This window comes from Lacinutrix sp. C3R15 (assembly GCF_018860825.1).
Lineage (GTDB): Bacteria > Bacteroidota > Bacteroidia > Flavobacteriales > Flavobacteriaceae > Oceanihabitans.
Genome location: NZ_JAHKPZ010000034.1, coordinates 17,499 through 40,199 on the forward strand (window position 1 = coordinate 17,499; position 22,701 = coordinate 40,199).

At 29.9% G+C, this 22,701-nt stretch carries 20 protein-coding genes and 1 other RNA gene; 9 read left to right on the forward strand and 12 right to left on the reverse strand.

Annotation, left to right across the window (positions count from 1 at the left end):
* Position 1 precedes the first annotated feature (1 nt).
* The 3 genes from KO494_RS12235 to KO494_RS12245 are packed head-to-tail and all read left to right on the forward strand — an operon-like array spanning position 2 to position 2,411.
* Positions 2-562, forward strand: a complete 561-nt coding sequence (locus KO494_RS12235) for a hypothetical protein (RefSeq protein ID WP_252730385.1) — start codon at positions 2-4, stop codon at positions 560-562.
* On the forward strand, positions 540-1,634 hold the full coding sequence (locus KO494_RS12240) for a hypothetical protein (protein WP_215967903.1): 1,095 nt from the start codon (positions 540-542) through the stop codon (positions 1,632-1,634). The genes KO494_RS12235 and KO494_RS12240 overlap by 23 nt, the downstream gene beginning before the upstream one ends.
* A 30-nt stretch (positions 1,635-1,664) precedes the next feature.
* A complete protein-coding gene (locus tag KO494_RS12245) occupies positions 1,665-2,411 on the forward strand; it encodes a head GIN domain-containing protein (protein WP_215967904.1) in 747 nt (248 codons plus the stop codon).
* Between the two features lie 60 nt (positions 2,412-2,471).
* On the opposite strand, the gene KO494_RS12250 is transcribed toward KO494_RS12245, so the two are convergent.
* From KO494_RS12250 to KO494_RS12280, 7 genes are all read right to left on the reverse strand, one after another.
* Positions 2,472-3,641 carry a hypothetical protein gene (locus tag KO494_RS12250; RefSeq protein ID WP_215967905.1) on the reverse strand — a complete coding sequence of 390 codons (1,170 nt, stop codon included), beginning with the start codon at positions 3,639-3,641 and terminating at the stop codon, positions 2,472-2,474.
* 51 nt (positions 3,642-3,692) lie between these two features.
* Entirely contained in the window at positions 3,693-4,991 is a 1,299-nt protein-coding gene (locus tag KO494_RS12255) for an MFS transporter (RefSeq protein ID WP_215967906.1), read from the reverse strand.
* A 145-nt stretch (positions 4,992-5,136) separates the two neighbouring features.
* Entirely contained in the window at positions 5,137-5,973 is an 837-nt protein-coding gene (locus KO494_RS12260; protein ID WP_215967907.1) for a M48 family metallopeptidase, read from the reverse strand.
* Between the two features lie 103 nt (positions 5,974-6,076).
* On the reverse strand, positions 6,077-8,494 hold the full coding sequence (locus tag KO494_RS12265) for a glycoside hydrolase family 31 protein (RefSeq protein WP_215967908.1): 2,418 nt from the start codon (positions 8,492-8,494) through the stop codon (positions 6,077-6,079).
* A gap of 153 nt (positions 8,495-8,647) precedes the next feature.
* Positions 8,648-10,555, reverse strand: coding sequence for a 1,4-alpha-glucan branching protein GlgB (gene glgB / locus KO494_RS12270; RefSeq protein WP_215967909.1), 1,908 nt, complete (start codon positions 10,553-10,555; stop codon positions 8,648-8,650).
* 24 nt (positions 10,556-10,579) lie between these two features.
* Positions 10,580-11,845 (reverse strand): glucose-1-phosphate adenylyltransferase, encoded by a 1,266-nt coding sequence (locus KO494_RS12275; protein WP_215967910.1) that lies wholly within the window; start codon positions 11,843-11,845, stop codon positions 10,580-10,582.
* Positions 11,846-11,851: 6 nt separating this feature from the next.
* Complete coding sequence (locus tag KO494_RS12280) at positions 11,852-13,258, reverse strand: glycogen synthase (RefSeq protein WP_215967911.1); 1,407 nt, start codon at positions 13,256-13,258, stop codon at positions 11,852-11,854.
* Between the two features lie 145 nt (positions 13,259-13,403).
* Between KO494_RS12280 and msrB the strand changes: the two genes are divergently transcribed.
* The 3 genes from msrB (at position 13,404) to lpdA (ending at position 16,063) form a co-directional block, all read left to right on the forward strand.
* Positions 13,404-13,886 carry a peptide-methionine (R)-S-oxide reductase MsrB gene (gene msrB / locus KO494_RS12285; RefSeq protein WP_215967912.1) on the forward strand — a complete coding sequence of 161 codons (483 nt, stop codon included), beginning with the start codon at positions 13,404-13,406 and terminating at the stop codon, positions 13,884-13,886.
* 68 nt (positions 13,887-13,954) lie between these two features.
* Positions 13,955-14,509: a DUF1572 family protein gene (locus tag KO494_RS12290; RefSeq protein WP_215967913.1), complete on the forward strand. Its 555-nt coding sequence runs from the start codon at positions 13,955-13,957 to the stop codon at positions 14,507-14,509.
* Between the two features lie 177 nt (positions 14,510-14,686).
* Positions 14,687-16,063 carry a dihydrolipoyl dehydrogenase gene (gene lpdA / locus KO494_RS12295; protein ID WP_215967914.1) on the forward strand — a complete coding sequence of 459 codons (1,377 nt, stop codon included), beginning with the start codon at positions 14,687-14,689 and terminating at the stop codon, positions 16,061-16,063.
* A 117-nt stretch (positions 16,064-16,180) separates the two neighbouring features.
* Here lpdA and aroQ read toward each other — a convergent pair whose 3' ends face one another.
* Positions 16,181-16,597 (reverse strand): type II 3-dehydroquinate dehydratase, encoded by a 417-nt coding sequence (gene aroQ, locus KO494_RS12300; RefSeq protein WP_215967915.1) that lies wholly within the window; start codon positions 16,595-16,597, stop codon positions 16,181-16,183.
* Between the two features lie 172 nt (positions 16,598-16,769).
* Here aroQ and xerD point away from each other — a divergent pair, with 172 nt between their 5' ends.
* The 3 genes from xerD to KO494_RS12315 all read left to right on the forward strand — a co-directional run bounded on the left by xerD (position 16,770) and on the right by KO494_RS12315 (position 20,252).
* Entirely contained in the window at positions 16,770-17,666 is an 897-nt protein-coding gene (gene xerD, locus KO494_RS12305; RefSeq protein ID WP_215967916.1) for a site-specific tyrosine recombinase XerD, read from the forward strand.
* A gap of 161 nt (positions 17,667-17,827) precedes the next feature.
* Positions 17,828-18,925 (forward strand): PAS domain-containing protein, encoded by a 1,098-nt coding sequence (locus KO494_RS12310; RefSeq protein ID WP_252730386.1) that lies wholly within the window; start codon positions 17,828-17,830, stop codon positions 18,923-18,925.
* 178 nt (positions 18,926-19,103) lie between these two features.
* Complete coding sequence (locus KO494_RS12315; RefSeq protein WP_215967917.1) at positions 19,104-20,252, forward strand: PAS domain-containing protein; 1,149 nt, start codon at positions 19,104-19,106, stop codon at positions 20,250-20,252.
* 51 nt (positions 20,253-20,303) lie between these two features.
* On the opposite strand, the gene rny is transcribed toward KO494_RS12315, so the two are convergent.
* From rny to KO494_RS12335, 4 genes are all read right to left on the reverse strand, one after another.
* A complete protein-coding gene (gene rny, locus KO494_RS12320; protein ID WP_215967918.1) occupies positions 20,304-21,878 on the reverse strand; it encodes a ribonuclease Y in 1,575 nt (524 codons plus the stop codon).
* A gap of 57 nt (positions 21,879-21,935) precedes the next feature.
* Positions 21,936-22,042: non-coding RNA, 6S RNA (ssrS, locus tag KO494_RS12325), on the reverse strand.
* A 57-nt stretch (positions 22,043-22,099) separates the two neighbouring features.
* A complete protein-coding gene (locus KO494_RS12330) occupies positions 22,100-22,393 on the reverse strand; it encodes a cell division protein ZapA (protein ID WP_215967919.1) in 294 nt (97 codons plus the stop codon).
* Between the two features lie 14 nt (positions 22,394-22,407).
* Positions 22,408-22,698: a hypothetical protein gene (locus KO494_RS12335; RefSeq protein ID WP_215967920.1), complete on the reverse strand. Its 291-nt coding sequence runs from the start codon at positions 22,696-22,698 to the stop codon at positions 22,408-22,410.
* Positions 22,699-22,701 lie beyond the last annotated feature (3 nt).

Below are 22,701 nucleotides of genomic sequence, written 5' to 3' on the forward strand. Positions count from 1 at the left end.
AATGATGAAAAAAGACAATTTAGATACTCTCTTTGCTACTTTAAAAGATGATTTTGATGTAGAAATACCTACGCTAGATCATGAAAAAAGATTTTTAAAGAAATTAAACAAGCAAGAGCTTGCACATACTACTATACCAAAAAATAATTTTTGGAAACCTTTTCTTAGTATTGCTGCAACTATAGCAATTTTAGTTACTGTTTTTATTACAACACAACAAGAGGAAAACGTTTATGATTTAGCAAGTATTTCACCAGAAATGGCAGAAACTCAAAATTTCTTTACAACAACAATTGCAAGAGAATTAACAAAACTAGAAACCGAAACCAACCCAGAAACAAAATTATTAATTGCAGATGCTATGATGCAAATGCAACGATTAGAAAAAGAATACACAGCCTTAAAAAAAGACTTGTCTGAAAGTGGCGAAGATAAACGCGTTATTTATGCCATGATTAGCAATTTTCAAAATAGAATAGATATTCTTGAAAACACCTTAACCCAAATAGAAAACATTAAAAAATTAAAAAATAGCACTAATGAAAACAGTACTACTATATAAAATCACAATAGCATTCTTGCTTATTCCTATGTTACTTGTAGCAAACAACAACCCTGTTACAAAAGGAAAACATACCAAAGAAAAAATTATTAAAAAAGAATTTTCTGTAAACGCAGATACCACTTTAAAAGTAGCTAATAGCTATGGCAATATAGATATTGTTACTTGGGAAGAAAATAGAATTTCTTTTGAAATAACCATTACTACTAATGGCAATGATCTAGAAAAAGTAGAAGAAAAACTAGACGAAATTTCTGTAAATTTTGAAAACTCCCCTAGCCTAGTTTCTGCAAAAACAATTTTTAATAAAAGTAAATCAAACTCCTGGTTTAAATGGAACAGTGGCAACAACGTAAACATGAAAATTAATTATGTTATTAAAATGCCTATTACCAATCAAGTAAACTTAACTAATGATTATGGAAACATTAATTTAGATAAACTAAAGGGTCGAGCAATAATAAATTGTGACTACGGAAAAATTACAACCAAGGAGCTTTTAGCAGACAATAATGATATTCATTTTGACTACTCTAATAATTGTTATTTTGAATACCTAAAAAGTGGAAAAATCACTGCTGATTATAGTGGTTTTACTGTAGCAAAAGCTAAAAAAATAAACATTGAAGCAGACTACACAAAGTCTGTAGTAGAAATAGCAGAAGAGGTTACCTACAATTGCGATTATGGCTCTATACATATAGAAAAAGCAAACCATATTAATGGAGATGGAGATTACCTTACTACACGAATAGGAAACATCTACAAAAACCTAAATATTAACGCAGATTATGGTTCTATTAAAATTGACAATATAACTGCTAATGCAGAAAATATAAACATAGCATCGGATTATGTTGGAATAACCATTGGGTATGATCCTGCTTACAACTTTAGTTTTAATATAGATTTAGAATATGCTTCATTAAGAGATTACGAAGGATTAGAATTTACTAAAAAACGAATAGAATCTACAGACAAATATTACCAAGGCTATCATGGTAAAGACAACTCTGGAAATACACTTAAAATATCTTCTGATTACGGAAGCGTAACATTAAAACAAAATTAATCATCCATCAACCATCAAAAAACAAACATTATGAAACATTTAAAAACATTTCAAAAAACCATTTTTCTTATAACAACCATTTTACTTACTACACAGCTACAAGCACAGTCTTGGTTTAGTAATAAAGTAAAAGGAAATGGAAACGTAACTACTATTACAAGAACTACTAACAGTTATGACGCAATTGCTTGTGCTGGATCTATGGATTTTATTTTAGTTGAAGGACAAGAAGGAAAAATAACTCTAGAAGGAGAATCTAATTTATTAGAACATATTGTTACAGAGGTTAAAAATAACACCCTTATTGTAAAAGTAGAAAAAGGAGTACATCTTAACGAAAGTTATAATAAAACCATTAAAATAACCATTCCTTACAATGACATTCAAAAAGTGTCACTTACAGGTTCTGGTGACTTATGGAATACAAATACCATTTCAGAAAACAACTTAAAAGTTGAATTAACAGGATCTGGTGATGTTATTTTAGATATAGATACCAATAGTGTATCCGGAAGCATAACAGGCTCAGGAGATGTTACTTTAAAAGGAAAAACAATAAACCTAGAAGCTAATGTAACTGGTTCTGGAGATTTTAATGCTAATCATTTACAAGCAGAAAATACCGAAGTGTCTGTAACAGGATCTGGTGACGCAGAAGTAGTAAGCACAGGAACTTTAAAAGCAAGAGTATCTGGCTCTGGAGATATTGAATATTCCGGAAACCCAACAAAAGAAGACACTAAAGTTTCTGGTTCTGGAAGTATAAGTGGAAGTTAGAAATTAATATTAATAAAAAAGCCACTCTAATAGAGTGGCTTTTTTTATGTTTTGAAAATATTATTCGTAGATATATTCTCTTGTTGTATCTAAATCTCCTTCTATATAATCATTAGAACTTTCCGGATAATTATTAGAGTTATACGTATATTCATAATTCTCATAAACAACAGGATTACCATTAACATCTTCTGTTAATGATACAAGATTATTCATTCCTCCATCTATATAGCCAGAAAAATCTATATTAATTAAGTTAAGTGTATTTAAATTAGAAATATTTTTAAACATCCCATTTTGGGTATCATAAGCATAGGTAGAATCTGTTCCATCATCAAAACTTTCTACTATTATTTGATCATTTTGTAGGGTAATTATAGTTTCACTAAGAAAGTTGGTTTGAGAAACATGGTCTCCACTATATTTATTTTCTGTAATGGTTCCGTTGGCATTATAGGTAAGGTCAAATTTTAAACCCTCATTTCCATTAGTAATATATACCACATAAGAAATCAATTTATCATCTGCATCATATTCTGGTATCACATAGTCACTGATACTACCATCTTCTTCATAACTATTAATTCTAATTAATTGATCACTTTCATATTCATACGTATTAACTAAATTACCACTTTCTGTTATAGATGTTAATTTATTTCCATCATAAGAAAAGGTATCTGTATACGTCGTACCATCTAATTCTGTCCAAATCATTTCTGTTAATAATAAATCTTCTGAATTAGTAGTTCCACAATCCAATCCGTCTACAATAGCTTGTAAACTTCCATCTGCATCACCACATTGCGTAATTTCATTTTGCAGAGCTGTTTTATAGGCATTACACAAAGTTGTATTTGTAGCATCTGCTTGGTATGCACTTTCCGCAGTATCTGTTGCTGCTTGTGCTGTTGTGCAACTATTAGTAGCATCAGGGCAATTTAAAGAGTCTAGCAAACTTTGTAAAGCTCCTGTGTTATCACCACATGAGGTAATCATATTTTGTAAAGCTTCAGCATAATCATTACAAATTACTGCATAACTAGCATCATCTGTTGGTGTAATTGCATAAGTTTCTGATATTTCAGCAAGATTTTGCGTAGCTTCTACACAGGTTAATTCTGTTTCTTCATTTTCTATTGCAAAATCTCCATCTAACGGTTCATTATCACAAGAAAAGAATGTAAATAGTGACAAAATAACAATGCTAGCAATCTTTAGGCTCTTCATAATTTTTTATTGAAATTAATTTTTAATAATAAACAAACTTAACAAAATATTTTAATTAACATCTTCTTTAGGCACTCTAAGTAAAAGAACAATTCCTATTAAAAAGAAAACAAATAAAAACAATATAGCATTACGCATACTTCCTGTAATTTGGTCAATGGTTGCAAAAATTACCATACCAATTACAATTCCTATTTTTTCTGCTACATCAAAAAAGCTAAAATAAGAGGTAGTATCTTCGGTTTCTGGTAAAAATTTAGAATAGGTAGATCGTGCTAGAGCTTGAATTCCTCCCATGACAAGACCAACAATACTTGCTGCAACATAAAATTGCAATGGTGTATACATAAAAAACGCATAAAAACATAAAGCCATCCAGATTACATTTACTACAATTAGTGTTTTTATGTTACCAAATTTTGAAGAAGCTAATGAGGTTAAATAAGCCCCAAGTATAGCCACTAATTGAATAACTAAAATACTAACTATTAAGCCTATGGTTTTATCACCATCTGTTCCCCAAGCTATTTCTTCTTCACCAAAATATACTGCAACTAACATAATGGTTTGTACAGCCATACTAAACACAAAAAAGGCAATTAAATAGCGTTTTAATCTTAAGTTTTCTTTTAACTGTTTCCAAACTTGTCTTAATTCTTTTAACCCATTAAAAACAACATCTTTGGTTACTTTATGTCCTGAAGACACTCCACTTGGTAAAATATAAAAAGTGTATTGGCTAAATAAAATCCACCATAAACCTACAGTAATAAATGAATATCGCATCATTTGCATTTTGGCTTCACCATTATCTTGTGTCATTACCATTGCTAAATTAATTAGTAAAAGTAACACACTACCTATATAACCAAAACTAAATCCCTTTGCACTAATACTATCTTGTTGTTCAGGAAAGGCAATATCTGGTAAGTAGGAGTTATAAAAAACCAGGCTTCCCCAATACCCAATTAAACCCATAAAATAGAATAACAAACTTACGTGTATATTTTCTAGACTAAACCAATACAAACCGATACATCCTAAACCACCAACGTAGCAAAAGAATTTCATAAAATTCTTTTTATTACCAACATAATCAGCAATTCCGGAAAGAATTGGAGATGTAAAAGCAACTACTAAAAATGTAAATGCTGTAACATAAGTAATTAATGCTGTACTTTTAAAATCCATACCAAAAGCATGTACGGTTTTAATTTCGGAAAGAAATAGTGCCGAATAGAATATTGGAAATATAGAAGATGCAATGGTAAGTGTGTAAACAGAATTTGCCCAATCATAAAAAGCCCAGGCATTTAGAAGTTTTTTACTTCCTTTTTTAAATGTATTCATAAATATTTTTTACAAAAAGAAACATTAAATTTAAGAGATTTCAATTTAGTTGAATTTATTTAAGTTTTCCTTTTTATTACAATAACTTTAAATAAAAAAGCTGCTCTTTTATGAGCAGCTTGTAAAGTAAACAAATATTTTTTAATTAGTATGAGAAACTAGTGATTGGTCTAAAAGATTGCACGCCAAACTTTTTAGCTTCAGCAATAGCTTGTGGTGCCAATTCTTTTAAATTAGCAATTCTACTGTCGTTAGATGGGTGTGTACTTAAAAATTCTGGAGTAGATTCTCCTCCACTATTAGCTTTCATTCTAACCCAAAGGTTAGAAGCTTCTGTAGGGTTATAACCAGCAATACCCATTAAATACAGTCCTATTTTATCTGCTTCTGTTTCATGACTTCTGCTAAAAGGCAACATACCTAATACATTAGAGCCAACACCATAGTATTGATTAAATGCATCTCTGCTTTTATCATCTTCAATAGCTACATTTCCTGCAATAGCTAATCCTTGCTGTATGTATGATGCACTCATACGTTGTTGCCCATGATTTGCTAAAGCATGCGCTACCTCATGTCCCATAATTGCAGCAACACCTGTTTCGTTTTCTGCTATTGGTAAAATTCCTGTATAAAATACAATTTTTCCTCCAGGCATACACCAAGCATTTACTGTTGGATCATTTATTAAATTATATTCCCATTGGTAATCTGCTAAATACCCTTGATGTCCATTTGCATTTAACCAACGTTCTGCAGCAACAGCAATACGCTGTCCTACTCTAGTAATCATATCTGCTCTAGCTGTTCCTGTTTCTACATTACTTTCTGACAAAACTTGATTGTATTGTGCAAAAGCCGTTGGAAATAATTGTGAATTTGGCACTAATGCCATTGTAGATTTTCCTGTGAATGGATTGGTTGCACATGACAGAAATAACGCAATGGTACTACAAGCAATTATTACATTTTTAAATTTCATTAGTTAAGTGTTTATTAATAGTTTTTATAAATTTACAAAAACTGTACCTAAAACAGCATATAGCTGTACTATAAGTACTACTGCATTATCGACCAAATACAAATTAATCCTTTAAAAGGTTTCCTTTAATATGTATTTCGCTAAATTTTTTACTAATAATCATAGAAGATGTTCCGTTTTCTATTAAATGATCTAGAGGAATACTAACATTATCTATTTCTATTTCTTTAATCTGGAAAGGTAAACCATGAATTTTTAATTTAAACAATTTATATGGTGCTTCATAGGTACCTTCTTTATGTTGTTGTAAAATTAGCTCATTAGGTTTTCCTGTTAATTTAATATTTCTAAAACTATAACGTCCTTTTGTATAATCATATCCATCATGAGCATCTTCAAATACTTGTGATACTTCTTTCCCTTCTTTATAATATATATCTAAAGTAAGCTCTTCAATATCAACTTCATCAGTATATTGTTGCACTGGATATTTAGGAATTATTGCACCTGCTTTTACAAAAATTGGCATACTATCTATTTCTGCGTCTACCCATTTTTCTTTTCCACCTTCTATTAACTCATCTGTCCAGATATTATACCAACTACCTCTTGGAATATACATACGTCTTCCTTTAGCATTAGCTTCTAAAATAGGGCAAGCTAATATATGGTTACCAAAAACAAATTCATCTGTTCTGTAATGTGTTTGAGAATCTTCTTGATCATACATTACTAAAGATTGCAGAATTGGAGTACCATGCTCTACCAAGTTCCAGAAACAAGTATATAAGTACGGAAGTAACTGATAACGTAGTTCAATAAATTTTCTAACTATATCTGTTACGTCTTCATCAAAAGCCCAAGGTTCTTGATCACCATGATCACCAGAAGAATGCACACGACAAAAGGGATGAAAAATTCCTAATTGTATCCAACGTGTAAAAAGTTCTCCTTGCGGTTGTTCTGCAAAGCCACCAATATCACTACCTGCAAAACTAAATCCAGACATAGCCATACGTTGTGCTTGTACATTAGCAATCCATAAGTGCTCCCAAGTAGCTACGTTATCACCTGTCCATGTAGAAGTATAACGTTGCGTACCAGAATATGCAGCTCTAGTAATTACAAAAGGTCTTTTTGGATAGTTAAACTTTTTTAAACCATGGTATGTTGCTCTAGCCATTTGCATGCCATACACGTTATGTGCTTTTCTATGGCTACAAGGGTTACCATCATAATCATGACGTACATCATCTGGAAATGTTTTATTTGGCACTTCCATAACTGCTGGCTCGTTCATATCATTCCAAACCCCTTGAATACCAACATCTTCAATTAGCTCTTGAAATAATCCTGACCACCAATCACGAACTTCTGATTTTGTGAAATCTGGAAAATAACATTCCCCTGGCCATACTTTACCTTTCATGTATGGTCCATCTGCACGTTTACAAAAATAGTCTTTATCTAATGCTTCTTTAAATACAGAATATTCATTGTCTATTTTAATTCCTGGATCAATAATAGCAACGGTTTTAAAACCATCATCTGCTAATTCTTTTACCATACGTTTAGGGTCTGGAAAGTAATCTTTGTTCCAAGTGAAACATCTAAAACCATCCATATAGTCAATATCTAAATAAATAGCATCACAAGGTATTTTTAAGTCTCTAAAGTTTTTGGTTATTTCTTTTACATTGCTTTCTGGATAGTAGCTCCATTTACATTGATGAAAACCTAATGCCCAAAGTGGTGGTAATTGATGTGGTTTACCAGTTAGGTCTGTGTATTTTTCTACAACAGATTGTATTTTAGGCCCATAAATAAAGTAGTAATTCATTTCACCACCTTGTGCCCAAAAACTAGTAACGTTTCGTCTTTCTTGACCAAAATCGAAAAAAGATTGAAAAGTGTTGTCAAAAAATATACCGTAAGCTTTATTGTGGTGTAATCCTGTAAAAAACGGTATTGCTTTATAAATAGGGTCTGTATCTTTACCAAATGCGTAAGAGTCTGTTACCCAATTTTGAAAACGTTTTCCTTTTAAATTTAAATGTTCTGGTTTATCACCAAGACCAAAATAACTTTCTCTTTCATTAACAACTTTGCTCATTTTTACAATGTTGCCTCCAAACTCATAACTTTCTTCCCAGTGAAAACCTATTTCATCTTGATTGACAAGTGTCATGTCTAAAGCATCATATAACGAAACACTTAAGTTTTCTTTAGAAATTTTACAAATTAATTTAGAAGTAGAAACCTCATAGTATTCCTCTTTTTCTTCAATTTCTAACTTATTATACCCTGTACTTGCATATTTTGTAATTGCATAAGAGAAGTCGTTTTCAAAAGTACCTGTAGTGGTATATCTAAACCGAAGCACACTATCTCTTAATACTTTAAGCTGAAGTATTACATTATTATCTGTGTAAAAGAATAAGGTATCTACGTCTTTTTTAAATTTAATAATCTTTGAAGGAAACAGGTTTCCTTTTTGTTCTAATTCTGTATTTACAATCATCTTGCAATTTTTATAGGCATGTAAAAAAACATAAAAAAAAGTGGAAATAAAAAATATAACATTAGTTCTTTTAACTAATTGTTAACTACATCGTTTTAGCTTCTTATTTTTATTGAATTTGCAAAAAAAAAGCCTTAAAATTATACTTTTATTTTACTGATACTTAAACACTACCATGCTTAAAGGTGAAATATTTATAGCTACAGAATGTTTTCTAAATTGCCAGCTTTTTGCTTGTGAAGTTAGTGGCTTATTTTTAAAATCTCCAGTGCCAAAATAGTCCTTTTCATTACTATTAAAAATTTCTTTTAATTTTCCTTTTTTAGGAAGTCCGATACGATAATTCTCTCTAGGAACAGGAGTCATATTACAAGCAATAATAATATTATCTTTGGGTTTATTTCCTTTTCTAATATAGACTAAAACAGAGTTTTCTGCATCATTATAATCTATCCATTCAAAACCCTCTTGTGTGAATTGATTTTGGTGTAAAGCAGGTTCTGTTTTGTATAAGGTATTTAGATCTTTTATTAGTTTTTGTACACCTTGATGTGGTTTATATTGCAGTAAATGCCAATCTAAACTTTTTTGAAAATTCCATTCTTCACTTTGACCAAATTCTGCTCCTTGAAATAATAATTTTGTTCCTGGATGTGTAAACATATAGCTATAGAGTAAGCGTAAATTTGCAAATTTTTGCCACTCATCACCAGGCATTCTGTTTAAAATAGATTTTTTACCATATACTACTTCATCATGACTTAAAGGCAACATAAAATTTTCGGTAAATGCATACGTCATACTAAAGGTTAAATCATTTTGGTGGTGTTTTCTATATATTGGTTCTTTAGCAAAATACTGAAGTGTATCATGCATCCAGCCCATCATCCATTTCATACCAAAACCTAAACCTCCTAAAAAAACAGGTTTAGATACTCCAGGAAATGAAGTAGATTCTTCTGCTATTGATTGTACATCTGGAAAAGCACCATAAATAGCCTGGTTTAACTCTTTTATAAATGCAATAGCTTCTAGGTTTTCTCTGCCACCAAATTGGTTTGGTTCCCATTCTCCTTCTTCTCTAGAATAATCTAAAAACAACATAGATGCTACAGCGTCTACGCGTAAACCGTCTGCATGGTATTGATCTAACCAAAAAAGCGCATTACTTATTAAAAAAGATTTTACTTCATTACGACCGTAATTAAAAATCAAGCTTTTCCAGTCTTGGTGATAGCCTTTACGTTTATCTGGATGTTCATACAAACAAGAACCATCGAAAAACCCAAGTCCGTGTGCATCTTCTGGAAAATGCGATGGTACCCAATCTAAAAGAATGCCAATATTGTTTTGGTGTAGTTTGTCTACTAAAAGTTTAAATTCTTCGGGATAACCAAATCTAGATGTTGGTGCAAAATATCCAGTTATTTGATAACCCCAACTTGGATCATATGGAAACTCCATAATTGGCATGAGTTCTACATGCGTAAAATTCATTTCTTTTACATAGCTAACTAATGAATCTGCCAATTCTACATAAGAAAGAAAACGATTTTCTTCTATTTGTTTTTTCCAGGAACCTAAATGTACTTCGTATACAGAAAATGGTGCGTTTAATGCGTTTTTGTTTTTTCTGGATTTCATCCATTTGGCATCTTTCCAGCTATATGCATCTTCCCAAACTATAGATGCTGTTTTAGGGTTATGCTCAAATCGTCTTGCGTAAGGATCTGATTTTTCGGTAACAATACCTTGATTATGACTTTCAATTTTGTACTTATACAGAGAACCTTTACCAATATTTGGTATAAAGCCTTCCCAAATACCACTTTCATCCCAACGTACATTTAATTGGTGTTCTCCTTCTTGCCAAAAATTAAAATCACCAATTACAGAAACCTTTTTAGCGCTTGGAGCCCAAACTGCAAAATAAGTTCCTTCTACTTTATTTACTGTAGTTATATGAGAGCCAAATTTTTCGTAAAGTTTGTAATGCTTTCCTGCTTTAAATAAATTAATATCAAAATCTGTAAATAAGCTATGCGCTATTACTTGAGACATATATAGTTTTTAAGATAAATAAGATTATTTAATTATAGTTCCTTTTGGTATGGTTGCTCCTTTTTTAATAACAACAATGCCGTCTTTTATTAAATAAGTATCTGTTTCTTGATCTTTTAAGTGTTTACCTCCTTCAATTTTAACATCGTCACCAATTCTACAATTTTTATCTATAATACAGTTGTTTATATAGCACCTGTCTCCTATACCAAGAATAATATCAATTTTATTTTCTTCCATAATTTGTAAAGATTCATAAAAATCATTCCCCATCATATAGGTATTAGAGACAACAGAATCTTTACCAATTCTAGAGCGAATTCCAATAACACTTCTTTCTATTTTAGCAGCTTGAATGATGCAACCTTCTGCTATTACTGTTTTATTTAATATCGTTCCAGAAATTTTAGAGGTAGGTAAAATTCTAGCTCTTGTATACACTCTATCTTCTGCATATAAATTAAACTTAGGTATATCATCTGTAAGTCCTAAATTGGCTTCAAAAAACGATTCTATAGTACCAATATCTGTCCAATACCCTTCATATTGATAACTTTTGGTTTTGTATTTATGAATGGACTGCGGAATTATTTCTTTACCAAAATCATTAGTATCTGGATCATTCATTAATTTAATTAAAAGGTCTTTATTAAATATATAAATACCCATAGAAGCTAGATAGTGTCTTCCTTCTTTTTCCATTTCTTCACCAACATCTACTTTCCAACCTGGTAATAAATCGGAAGCTGGTTTTTCAATAAATGAAGTAATTGTATTATCACTATCGGTTTTTAAAAGACCAAAGGAAGTAGCGTCTTTAGCATTAACAGGATAGGTTGCTACTGTAATTTCGGCATTACTTGCTTCATGTTTATCAATCATATCTTGTAAATCCATATTATACAACTGGTCACCAGAAAGAATTAATGCATACTTAAAATCATTTCTTAAAAAATGGTGCATACTTTGTCTTACTGCATCTGCAGTGCCTTGAAACCACTTATCACTATGCATGGTTTGTTCTGCAGCTAAAACATCAACAAAAGCGTGGCTAAAAAAACTAAAATGATAGGTGTTTTTAATATGTTTATTTAAAGAAGCAGAATTAAATTGCGTTAAAACATAAATTCTTTTAAGATCTGAGTTAATACAATTAGAAATTGGTATATCTACCAATCTGTATTTTCCTGCAATAGAAACTGCAGGTTTAGATCTTACAGCTGTTAATGGATACAGCCTTGATCCTTGTCCTCCTCCTAAAATAATTGATAGCACCTTGTTGTTGATCATAGTTTTTTATTTTAATGAATTATACAATGTAATATATTCTTTCATTGATGCATTCCAAGAATGATCAATAGTCATGATATATTTTCTTATTTTATTAAATTCCTCTTGATTCTTATACAGAATAATAGCTCTATATATAGCTTGTTCTATTTCTAAAGCATTGGTTTCATCATGGCAAATACCAAAGCCTTTTTTATCTTTAATATCAACTACAGTATCTTTTAGTCCGCCTGTACTTCTTACTATTGGTATGGTTCCGTATCTTAAAGAATACATTTGGTTTAAGCCACAAGGTTCTACACGAGATGGCATTATTAAAAAATCTGCTCCTGCATAAATAATATGAGATAGTTTTTCATCATACCCAATAAAAACATTATAGTTTGCTTTATGTGTTTCTTTTAATGCATTTAATTGCGCTTCAACCTCTGTATTACCAGAACCCAAAAGCAAAATATTAGACTCTTTATTTTGTAAAATGGTATCACATACTTCTGGTAGTAAATCTGCTCCTTTTTCACCTACCAATCTTCCTATAAAGGCAAACAATGGTTTACTTTTGTCTAAATTAAAAGTTTCACACAGCCAATTTTTATTTTGTTTTTTACCAGAATCAATATGATCTATAGAGAAATTTTCTAAGATAAAAGTATCTGTTTCAGGATTCCAAACATTGGCATCAATACCATTTAAAATACCAACACATTTTTTATACTCATGTTTTAATAAATCTTGTAACCCGTTGGCTTCTTGTTTTAATTCTTCTAAATAACTTGGTGAAACTGTAGTAACTCGCCATGCACATTTTATAGCAGCTGCTAACGGATTTATTACACCATTCCAATCTAACAATCCTACTTTTTGCATATCAAATTCTGGAATAAAATGCAACTTATCATAAGAAAACCATCCTTGATATTGTGCATTATGTATAGTAGCTATAACAGGTATTTTATTTAAAGTTTTATATTTAAAACTTTCTTGTAACATAAAAGGAATAAGCCCTGTATGATGATCATGACAATGTATAATATCTGGCTTAACAGATAATGTAAGTATCCAATTTAAAGCAACTATTTGAAAAGCTAAAAACCGATCTGTATCATCAAAAGAATACACATAATCTTTATACAATAAATCTGGAACGTCAATAAAAAAAACATCAAATGCTAATGTGTTATTATTTAGTTGTAATACATTAAACGCATGCGTTGTTTCACCAAGTGTTACTTGAGAGTTAAAAATAGAAACAAACGTGTTATCTGTTGTAAAACTATTATCATAAAAAGGCATTATTACACTACTCTTTAAACCAAGTACATTTTGGTATTTTGGTAAAGCACCAACAACATCTGCCAATCCTCCTACTTTAGCTATTGGGTAACATTCTGCACTAATATGTGTTATATTCATTAATTGATTATCATTATTTATCTTCTAATTTAATAAATTATTATTAATAGAATACACATAACAGCAATTAGTTAATAGAAATATAATATTATAATGATTTCGTAATGAAAAAATGTTTTTTTCGACTTAAATTAAAATTTATTTTATGAAAACGTACGTAATAGTTAGTCTTATATTTATTTTTTTTAGTTGTAATTCTTCCGCACAAAAAAAAAATACAGAAAATAAAGCAACTTTCCCTGTTAATAAAACAGAAACAGCATGGAAAAAACAACTTAGCCAAGAACAATATTATGTTTTACGTGAAGAAGGAACAGAACGCCCTTTTTCTAGCCCTTTAAACAAAAACTATAAAAAAGGAACATACCATTGCGCTGCTTGTAATATTGCTCTATTTAAAAGTGAACACAAGTTTGATTCAGGTACAGGTTGGCCAAGTTTTGACAGAGAAATTGAAGGCAATGTAGCCTTTGGTTCTGACACTAAATTAGGCTATGTAAGAGATGAAGAACACTGCGCTAATTGTGGTAGTCACTTAGGTCATGTTTTTAATGATGGCCCAAAAGAAACCACAGGAAAACGTCACTGTATTAACGGTATTGCTTTAAAATTTGTTGCTGCAGAATAAAATTTATTTATAGTTAATCATGTTGTATTTCTTTTATAAGTAGTATTTTTATTTATAAATTTAATAACATGAAAAGCTCTTATTTATCCAGTAGTATCAAACAATTTGAATATTATAAATCTTTAGGCGACAAAACCATACATCAATTATCTTTTGAAGAATTACAATGGCAACCAAATGAAGGTGCTAATAGCATATCTATTTTAGTAAAACATATAGTAGGTAATATGTTATCACGTTGGACAAATTTTTTAACCGAAGATGGTGAAAAAGAGTGGAGAAACAGAGATGCTGAATTTGAAGAATCATTTACCACAAAAGAACAACTAGTTGCCTCTTGGGAAAGTGGTTGGTATTGCTTATTTAACGCCATTAAACCATTAAAACCCGAAGATAAAGAAGCCCTTATTTACATAAGAAATCAAGGCCACACAGTTACAGAGGCAATAAACAGACAGTTAACACACTACGCCTATCACATAGGCCAAATGGTATTTTTAGGAAAACTTTTAAAAGCAGAAAAATGGCAATCACTCTCTATTGCTAAAGGAAAATCTAACAGCTATAATCAAGAAAAATTTACTCAAAAAAAAGAAAAAAAACACTTTACAGATAATCTTTAAAATTACATTTTAAAAAACACAACCCATTTAATAATCTTACAGAAACAAAGACTTTAAATAAAATATAGTTTTAGTATTTTAGTTTTTAGAATTTGAAATTTTAATAATGTTATTATAATTTTTAGGTTTGGTTTTGTAACTTCGTAACTTCAAAAAAATCGACTAAAAAAACACATAATGAGTAAATACGATATAATTGTACTTGGAAGTGGTCCTGGAGGCTACGTAGCTGCTATTAGAGCATCTCAATTAGGTTTTAAAACAGCTGTTGTAGAAAAAGAAAGTCTTGGTGGTATCTGCCTAAATTGGGGTTGTATTCCTACCAAAGCCTTATTAAAATCTGCCCAAGTTTTTGAATATTTAAAACATGCAGATGCCTATGGTCTTTCTGTAAAAGAATATGACAAAGATTTTGAAGCTGTAGTGAAACGTAGTCGTGGTGTTGCAGAAGGAATGAGCAATGGCGTTAAGTTTTTAATGAAAAAAAATAAAATTGATGTTATTGATGGTTTTGGAAAACTAAAAACTGGAAAGAAAATTGATGTAGACGGAAAAGAATATTCTGCAGATCATATTATTATTGCTACTGGAGCACGTTCTCGTGAGTTACCTAGCTTACCACAAGATGGAAAAAAAGTAATAGGTTATAGAGAAGCAATGGTTTTACCAAAACAACCAAAATCTATGATAGTAGTAGGTTCTGGTGCTATTGGTGTTGAGTTTGCATACTTTTATAAGTCTATGGGAACAGATGTAACCATTGTAGAGTACTTACCAAACATAGTTCCTGTTGAAGATATTGATGTTTCTAAACAATTAGAAAAAAGCTTTAAGAAAAGTGGTATAAACATCATGACCTCTGCTGAAGTAACTAGTGTAGATACTTCTGGAAAAGGAGTAAAAGCAACAGTAAAAACAAGTAAAGGTGAAGAAGTTTTAGAAGCAGACATTATACTTTCTGCAGTAGGAATTAAAACTAACATAGAAGGTATTGGTCTTGAAGACGTTGGTATTGCTGTAGATAGAGATAAAATTTTAGTAAACGATTTCTATCAAACAAATATCCCTGGTTATTATGCTATTGGAGACGTAACACCTGGTCAAGCACTAGCTCACGTTGCTTCTGCAGAAGCTATTTTATGTGTTGAAAAAATTGCAGGACAGCATGTACAAGCTTTAGATTATGGTAACATTCCTGGTTGTACTTATTGTACTCCAGAAATTGCATCTGTTGGTTTAACAGAAAAACAAGCAAAAGAGCAAGGTATTGAAATTAAAGTAGGTAAATTCCCTTTCTCTGCTTCTGGTAAAGCAAGTGCTGCAGGAAACAAAGACGGATTTGTAAAAGTAATATTTGATGCTAAATATGGAGAATGGTTAGGTTGCCATATGATTGGTGCTGGAGTTACAGATATGATTGCTGAAGCTGTTTTAGGTCGTAAACTTGAAACAACGGGTCATGAAGTATTAAAAACAGTACATCCTCACCCTACAATGAGTGAAGCCGTTATGGAAGCTGTAGCTGCTGCTTATGATGAAGTAATTCATTTATAAAAAAATAAAACGTTTGCAATGCAAACGTTTAGATACTAAATATTGAATAAAAAATATCCCAGAAAATTCTGGGATTTTTTTTTATCTTGGTTTTATAAGTAACTACAAAAATAGTTTTTATAAAAAACTCTGTATTGCCAATTCATAACTCTGCAACCCAAAACCTAATATAACACCTCTAGCATTAGGAGAGACATAAGAGGTATGTCTAAATTCTTCACGTGAAAAGGTATTAGATATATGTACTTCTACTACAGGTGTTTTTATAGCATTTATAGCGTCACCTATAGCTACAGAAGTATGTGTATATGCTGCCGCGTTTAATATAATTCCATCATATGTAAACCCTACCTCATGTAATTTATTTACAAGTTCTCCTTCTACATTAGATTGGTAATAATCTAAATCTGCATTGGGATACTTTTCTTTTATTTTCTCTAAAAATTCTGTAAAAGATAAACTTCCATAAATTTCGGGTTCACGTGTACCTAATAAATTTAAATTAGGACCATTTATAATAATGAGTTTCTTCATAAAGTAAAGATATTAAAAAAAGGAATAAAAAAAGCCGAAGCTATTTATTTAATAAAAAGCGTAAAATGTTACATTATCAACAATATTATTAACAATAAAAACACTAACACTTAACAATCAATAACTTATATAAATCTATAAAAAATTATAAAAAAAAGGCTATTTTAACCCCATGAAATGGCAACAAGCGCTTTTAGATTTTAAAATGTATTTAAAGATAGAACGTGGTTTATCTCAAAATTCTATAGATAACTATGCCCTAGATGTTAATAAGTTATTAACATACCTAGAAAACCATAAAATACAAGAATCACCATTAACAATTACAGCAGAAATAATACAACAATTTATATATGAAATAGCCAAACAAGTCAATGCAAGATCACAATCTAGAATAATTTCTGGTTTACGTAGTTTCTTTAACTACCTTGTTTTTGAAGATTATATAAAAACAAACCCTCTAGAACTTATTGAAGCTCCTAAAATAGGAAGAAAACTTCCTGATACTCTTTCTGAAAAAGATATAAATTCACTTATAACTGCAATAGATTTAAGTAAGCCACAAGGCGAAAGAAATCGAGCAATTTTAGAAACTCTTTACAGTTGTGGTTTGCGTGTTAGTGAACTAGTAAGTTTAAAAATTTCTGATTTATTTTTTGATGAAGGCTTTATAAAAGTAACAGGAAAAGGTAATAAACAACGCTTTGTACCAATAGTACCAGAAACACAAAAAATTATAAATATATATAAAAACCAAGTAAGAGTACATACACCTATTAAAGAGGAGTTTCAAGATATTTTGTTTTTAAATAGAAGAGGAAAACAACTTACTAGAGCAATGATATTTACAATAATTAAACAGCTTGCTATTAAAATTGATTTAAATAAAAATATTTCTCCGCATACTTTCAGACATTCTTTTGCAACGCATTTATTAGAAAATGGTGCAGACCTACGTGCTATACAATTAATGCTAGGTCACGAAAACATTACAACAACAGAAATATATATGCATGTAGATAAAAGCCATTTAAAGGAAATTATGAACACCTTTCACCCTAGAAAATAACGTATTTCAACGTATATTACTGTTCTTTTATCGATAAAATATAAAATTTTAAAACAATAATATTGCTATAATTTTCATTATATTAGATTAGTTGTCCCTATTAACAATTAACATGATTTACTTTTCTCTGTTTTAACAAAAAAAATAGAAATAATATAATTTTGAGCATACCTGATGATAATATTTGGAAATTAGCCTTAGAGTATACCAACATTGGTGTTTGGGAATACGACGCGGAAACCAAAGAAGTTTTTTACTCTAACGAATCTAATAAAATATTAGGTTTTGATGAAGACAACGTCTTAAAAGATAATATTAACGCTTGGAATGATAGAGTTCATGAAAAAGATAGAGTGGCCTACTTTCAAGATTTTACAGAACTACTAAATGGTGTAACACCTAACTACCAAAACGAACACAGAATACGTTGTAAAGATGGTAGCTATAAATGGATTTTAGACAAAGGTAAAATAGTTTCTTGGCTAAAAAACGGCCAACCCAAAAGAGTAATTGGTACACATACAGACATAACTATTTTAAAAAACTCAGAGCAGATTACAAAAGATGCTCTAAACTTAGCTAGTAAGCAAAATAATCAATTAAGAAATTTTGCTCATATTGTTACCCACAACCTAAAACAACATGCTGGTAATTTTGAAAGCTTAATTTACCTGTATCATGAAGCAGAAACAAACAGTGAAAAAAAAGAGTTAATAAATCATCTTGAAACTCTTTCTAATTCATTAACTAAAACCATAAATAATTTAAACCAAGTTGTTTCTGTACAAGCTAATAAAAATAATAGGGTTGAAAAAATATTTATAGCTCAAGAAGTTAAAAACGTATTAAACTCTTTAGATTTTGTTATAGCAGAAAATAAAGTAACAATACATAATAACATTAATACCAACTTATTCATTAATTACAACCCTTCTTATTTTGAAAGTGTTATACTTAACCTTTTAACAAATGCTATAAAATATAAACATCCAGAAAGAGACCCTGTTATTAGTATAGACTCTAAGGTAGAGAACAAAACTTTATATTTAATAATTTCTGATAATGGTCTAGGTATTGATTTAAATAAATATGGTGATAATGTATTTGGCCTTTATAAAACGTTTCATAAAAACGATAACTCAGAAGGAGTTGGTTTATACCTCATAAAAAACCAAATAGAATCTTTTGGTGGTAAAATTGCTATTGAAAGTCAAGTAAATATAGGTACCACATTTACTATTACTACTACTCATTTGTAATCTATTTATTTTCATGTTTAGAACATAATTTAAGATTATATATCAACATAATCTTAAAATAATTATGCGTTTTATCGTGTTTTATTGTATTTAATCGTATTTTTGAAAAACAATTTGTTAAAAACAATTAATAAAAGCTAGTTTTTTACATTTAGTTTTCCCTAATATTACACACAACATGAAAACCCAATTAAAATCAACACAAGAATTAAACAAAAGTGTTGTTTATAATTCCGAATTAATCTTAGAAGAAAGAATATCTAAATTTGCATTAGACAGCTCTAATATAGGTGTTTGGGATTTTGATGTTATTAATAAAAAAGTTAATTACTCTGAAGAAGCAAAAAAAATACTTAATCTAGAACTAGAGGAAGATAATATTGCTTCTTATAATTGGCAAGAAAAAATTCACCCAGACGATTTAGATAATGTACTTAAAAATTTATTAAGCCATATCAATAATGAGCAACCAAACTACATAAGTGAGCATAGAATATTGATGAAAGATGGCACTTATAAATGGATAAAAGATATAGGTAAAATTATTGAAAGAGATAAAGATGGAAATTACACACGTATGTTAGGTACTACTACCAACATTGACAAACGTAAAAAACAAGAAGCAAAATTAATAGAAAATCAAAATATTATTAAAGAGCAAAATAAACAACTTAAAAACTTTGCTCTTATAGTTTCTCATAATTTAAAATCTCATACTGCTAATTTTGAAAGTTTATTAGAGTTTTATGATGATACGAAAGATGAAAAAGAAAGAAATGAAATTATAACGCATTTAAAAACGGTAAATTCTTCACTAACCAAAACAATATCTAATTTAAATAAAATTGTAAATACTCACAATATAGACAACCTAAGTACACAAACCCTTAATTTAAGAGAGGTAATTGTTAGTACTATAAAACTATTAGAAGTTAAAATAAAGAAAACAAATACAATTGTTAATATTAATATAGATAGTACTCTAAAATTAGAATTTAATTTAGTTTATTTTGAAAGTATAATTCAAAACCTACTTTCTAATGCAATAAAATATAGGCATCCTAATAGAGTACCTATTATAAATATAGATGCCAAAACAACTGAAAAAAACATAACTATTATCATAAAGGATAATGGTTTAGGTTTAGATTTAAATAAATATGGAGATGCTGTTTTTGGTTTGTATAGAACTTTTCATAATAACAAAAACTCAGAAGGTGTTGGTTTATATCTTATAAAAAATCAAATTGAAGCTTTAAATGGTACTATAGATATTGAAAGTACCGTAAATGTAGGTACTTCTTTTACTTTAACCTTTTCAAAATAAAAAAAGTCTAGCAAATTTGCTAGACTTTTTTTTACATAAATAATTAAATTCTTACTTAGCAATATTCACAGCTCTAGTTTCACGTATAACTGTAACTTTAACCTGACCAGGATAAGTCATGTCGGTTTGTATTTTTTGCGAAATGTTAAACGATAAGTCTACTGCATTTTGATCAGAAACTTTTTCACTTTCTACAATTACTCTTAATTCACGTCCTGCTTGTATAGCATATGCTTTCTTAACACCTTGAAATCCAAACGCTATTTCCTCTAAGTCTTTTAAACGTTGTATATAACTATCTAAAACTTGTCTTCTAGCTCCTGGTCTTGCTCCTGAAATAGCATCACATACTTGAATAATAGGAGACAATAAAGAGGTCATTTCTATTTCATCATGGTGTGCACCAATAGCATTACACACATCTTCTTTTTCACCAAACTTTTCAGCCCATTGCATCCCTAATATAGCGTGAGGAGTTTCCATATCTGCTTCTGCATCTGGTACTTTACCTATATCATGTAATAAACCTGCTCGTTTTGCTAGTTTAGGATTTAAACCTAATTCTGCAGCCATTACACCACAAAGTTTTGCTACTTCTCTAGAGTGTTGTAATAAATTTTGACCGTAAGAAGAACGATACTTCATTCTACCAACCATTTTAATTAACTCTGGATGTAAGTTGTGTATTCCTAAATCAATAACTGTACGCTTACCAACTTCAATAATTTCTTGTTCAATTTGCTTTTGCGTTTTCTTTACTACTTCTTCAATTCTAGCAGGATGAATACGTCCATCTGTTACTAATTTATGTAAAGACAAACGAGCAACTTCTCTTCTTACAGAATCAAAACAAGATAGTATAATTGCTTCTGGTGTATCATCTACAATAATCTCTACTCCTGTAGCAGCCTCAATAGCACGTATATTTCTTCCTTCTCTACCAATGATACGTCCTTTAACGTCATCAGATTCAATATTAAATACAGACACGCAATTATCTACTGCTTCTTCTGTACCTATACGTTGTATGGTGTTAATAATAACTTTTTTAGCTTCTTGCTGTGCAGTCATTTTAGCTTCTTCAAGTGTGCTTTGTACAAAAGCCATAGCATCATTTTTAGCTTCACCTTTTAAAGATTCTACTAGTTGCTCTTTAGCTTCTTCTGCAGAAAGACTAGAAATAACCTCTAGTTGTTCTACTTGACTTTTATGTAGTTTATCAAGTTCAACTTGCTTTTTTTCAAGAATATCTAACCTATGGTTATAGTCCTTAATCTTTGCTTCTACTTGTATATTTACTTTTTTATTTTTAGATAGCTCACTAGATAATTGTGATTCTTTATCGCGAATACGTTTCTCTGTTTCAGCCATTTTCTTATCTCTAGATAAGATTACTTTTTCATGTTCAGCTTTTAATTCAATAAACTTTTCTTTTGCTTGAAGAATTTTATCTTTTTTTATAGTCTCTCCTTCACTTTTTGCTTCTTTTAAAATAGATGTAGCAGATTTTTCTGCATTTTTAATAAGCTTTGATGCATTATTTTTTTCTAATGTTTTAGCTATAATATATCCTATAATTACACCTGTTACAATGCCTATTATTGCAAATATAATTGTATTACTCATGTTTTGTTAATTAGTTTTAATATATAAAAAAGCCTACATCAGTATAAAGTTTTGTATAAACTCCTTAAAAACAAGTTTAGGGCTAACAAGCTGATCAAGTATCTACTCAAGGTAGCTCGCTTTTACAACTTAAACTCACCCTTTTTAAAGAATTAACGTTGAGTTTATCAAAAAAAATAACTAATGCAGGCAGTAACCTTTATTTTATTTAAAGAACGACTTTAAGAATTTAAATGTTCATGTAACAAATTATTTAAAGCATTTAGCTTTTGCTGTACATGTTCATTTGTATTTTCTTTATCTATAGTATTTTGTTCTGCTTGAGAAGCAAACTGTAAAGCACACATGGCTAAAACATCTTGTTTATCTCTTACAGAATAACTTTGCTCAAACTGCGTAATCATAGCTTCAATATTTTTAGCTGCTTTACGTAAACCTTCTTCCTGACTTGGGTTTATGGTTAAAGGATATACTCTATTAGCTATAGATAGCTTTATTTTAAGCTGTTCTGCCATTTAACTATGTATCATTATTCAGAAAGTTGCGATATACAATAATCTATCTCTCTAATTAATGTATTTATTTTAAGCTTAGTTTCTCTCTTATTATTATCACTGCCAAGCAAAGAATTTGCCATTTTAAGTGCTTCATATTTTTCTTGCCAATCAACAATTTGTTTTTGTTGCTCTTGAAGTTTTCTATTAGATACCTGTAAAGCCTCTTCTAGTTTAACATTAGTTTGCTTTAAAACTTCTTGTTTATGCAACACTTTGTTAATTTTATTTTCTAAAGCATCTACAATATCTTCAATATGACTCATTTA

Excerpts from the sequence above, each read along its gene's own strand:
- KO494_RS12335 (WP_215967920.1), bottom strand. The coding sequence starts at position 22,698 with ATGAGTCATATTGAAGATATTGTAGATGCTTTAGAAAATAAAATTAAC.
- lpdA (WP_215967914.1), top strand. The coding sequence starts at position 14,687 with ATGAGTAAATACGATATAATTGTACTTGGAAGTGGTCCTGGAGGCTAC.
- KO494_RS12330 (WP_215967919.1), bottom strand. The coding sequence starts at position 22,393 with ATGGCAGAACAGCTTAAAATAAAGCTATCTATAGCTAATAGAGTATAT.
- KO494_RS12290 (WP_215967913.1), top strand. The coding sequence starts at position 13,955 with ATGAAAAGCTCTTATTTATCCAGTAGTATCAAACAATTTGAATATTAT.
- aroQ (WP_215967915.1), bottom strand. The coding sequence starts at position 16,597 with ATGAAGAAACTCATTATTATAAATGGTCCTAATTTAAATTTATTAGGT.
- KO494_RS12255 (WP_215967906.1), bottom strand. The coding sequence starts at position 4,991 with ATGAATACATTTAAAAAAGGAAGTAAAAAACTTCTAAATGCCTGGGCT.
- xerD (WP_215967916.1), top strand. The coding sequence starts at position 16,770 with ATGAAATGGCAACAAGCGCTTTTAGATTTTAAAATGTATTTAAAGATA.
- glgB (WP_215967909.1), bottom strand. The coding sequence starts at position 10,555 with ATGTCTCAAGTAATAGCGCATAGCTTATTTACAGATTTTGATATTAAT.
- KO494_RS12315 (WP_215967917.1), top strand. The coding sequence starts at position 19,104 with ATGAAAACCCAATTAAAATCAACACAAGAATTAAACAAAAGTGTTGTT.
- KO494_RS12240 (WP_215967903.1), top strand. The coding sequence starts at position 540 with ATGAAAACAGTACTACTATATAAAATCACAATAGCATTCTTGCTTATT.
- KO494_RS12235 (WP_252730385.1), top strand. The coding sequence starts at position 2 with ATGATGAAAAAAGACAATTTAGATACTCTCTTTGCTACTTTAAAAGAT.
- rny (WP_215967918.1), bottom strand. The coding sequence starts at position 21,878 with ATGAGTAATACAATTATATTTGCAATAATAGGCATTGTAACAGGTGTA.
- KO494_RS12250 (WP_215967905.1), bottom strand. The coding sequence starts at position 3,641 with ATGAAGAGCCTAAAGATTGCTAGCATTGTTATTTTGTCACTATTTACA.
- KO494_RS12260 (WP_215967907.1), bottom strand. The coding sequence starts at position 5,973 with ATGAAATTTAAAAATGTAATAATTGCTTGTAGTACCATTGCGTTATTT.
- msrB (WP_215967912.1), top strand. The coding sequence starts at position 13,404 with ATGAAAACGTACGTAATAGTTAGTCTTATATTTATTTTTTTTAGTTGT.
- KO494_RS12275 (WP_215967910.1), bottom strand. The coding sequence starts at position 11,845 with ATGATCAACAACAAGGTGCTATCAATTATTTTAGGAGGAGGACAAGGA.
- KO494_RS12265 (WP_215967908.1), bottom strand. The coding sequence starts at position 8,494 with ATGATTGTAAATACAGAATTAGAACAAAAAGGAAACCTGTTTCCTTCA.
- KO494_RS12280 (WP_215967911.1), bottom strand. The coding sequence starts at position 13,258 with ATGAATATAACACATATTAGTGCAGAATGTTACCCAATAGCTAAAGTA.
- KO494_RS12245 (WP_215967904.1), top strand. The coding sequence starts at position 1,665 with ATGAAACATTTAAAAACATTTCAAAAAACCATTTTTCTTATAACAACC.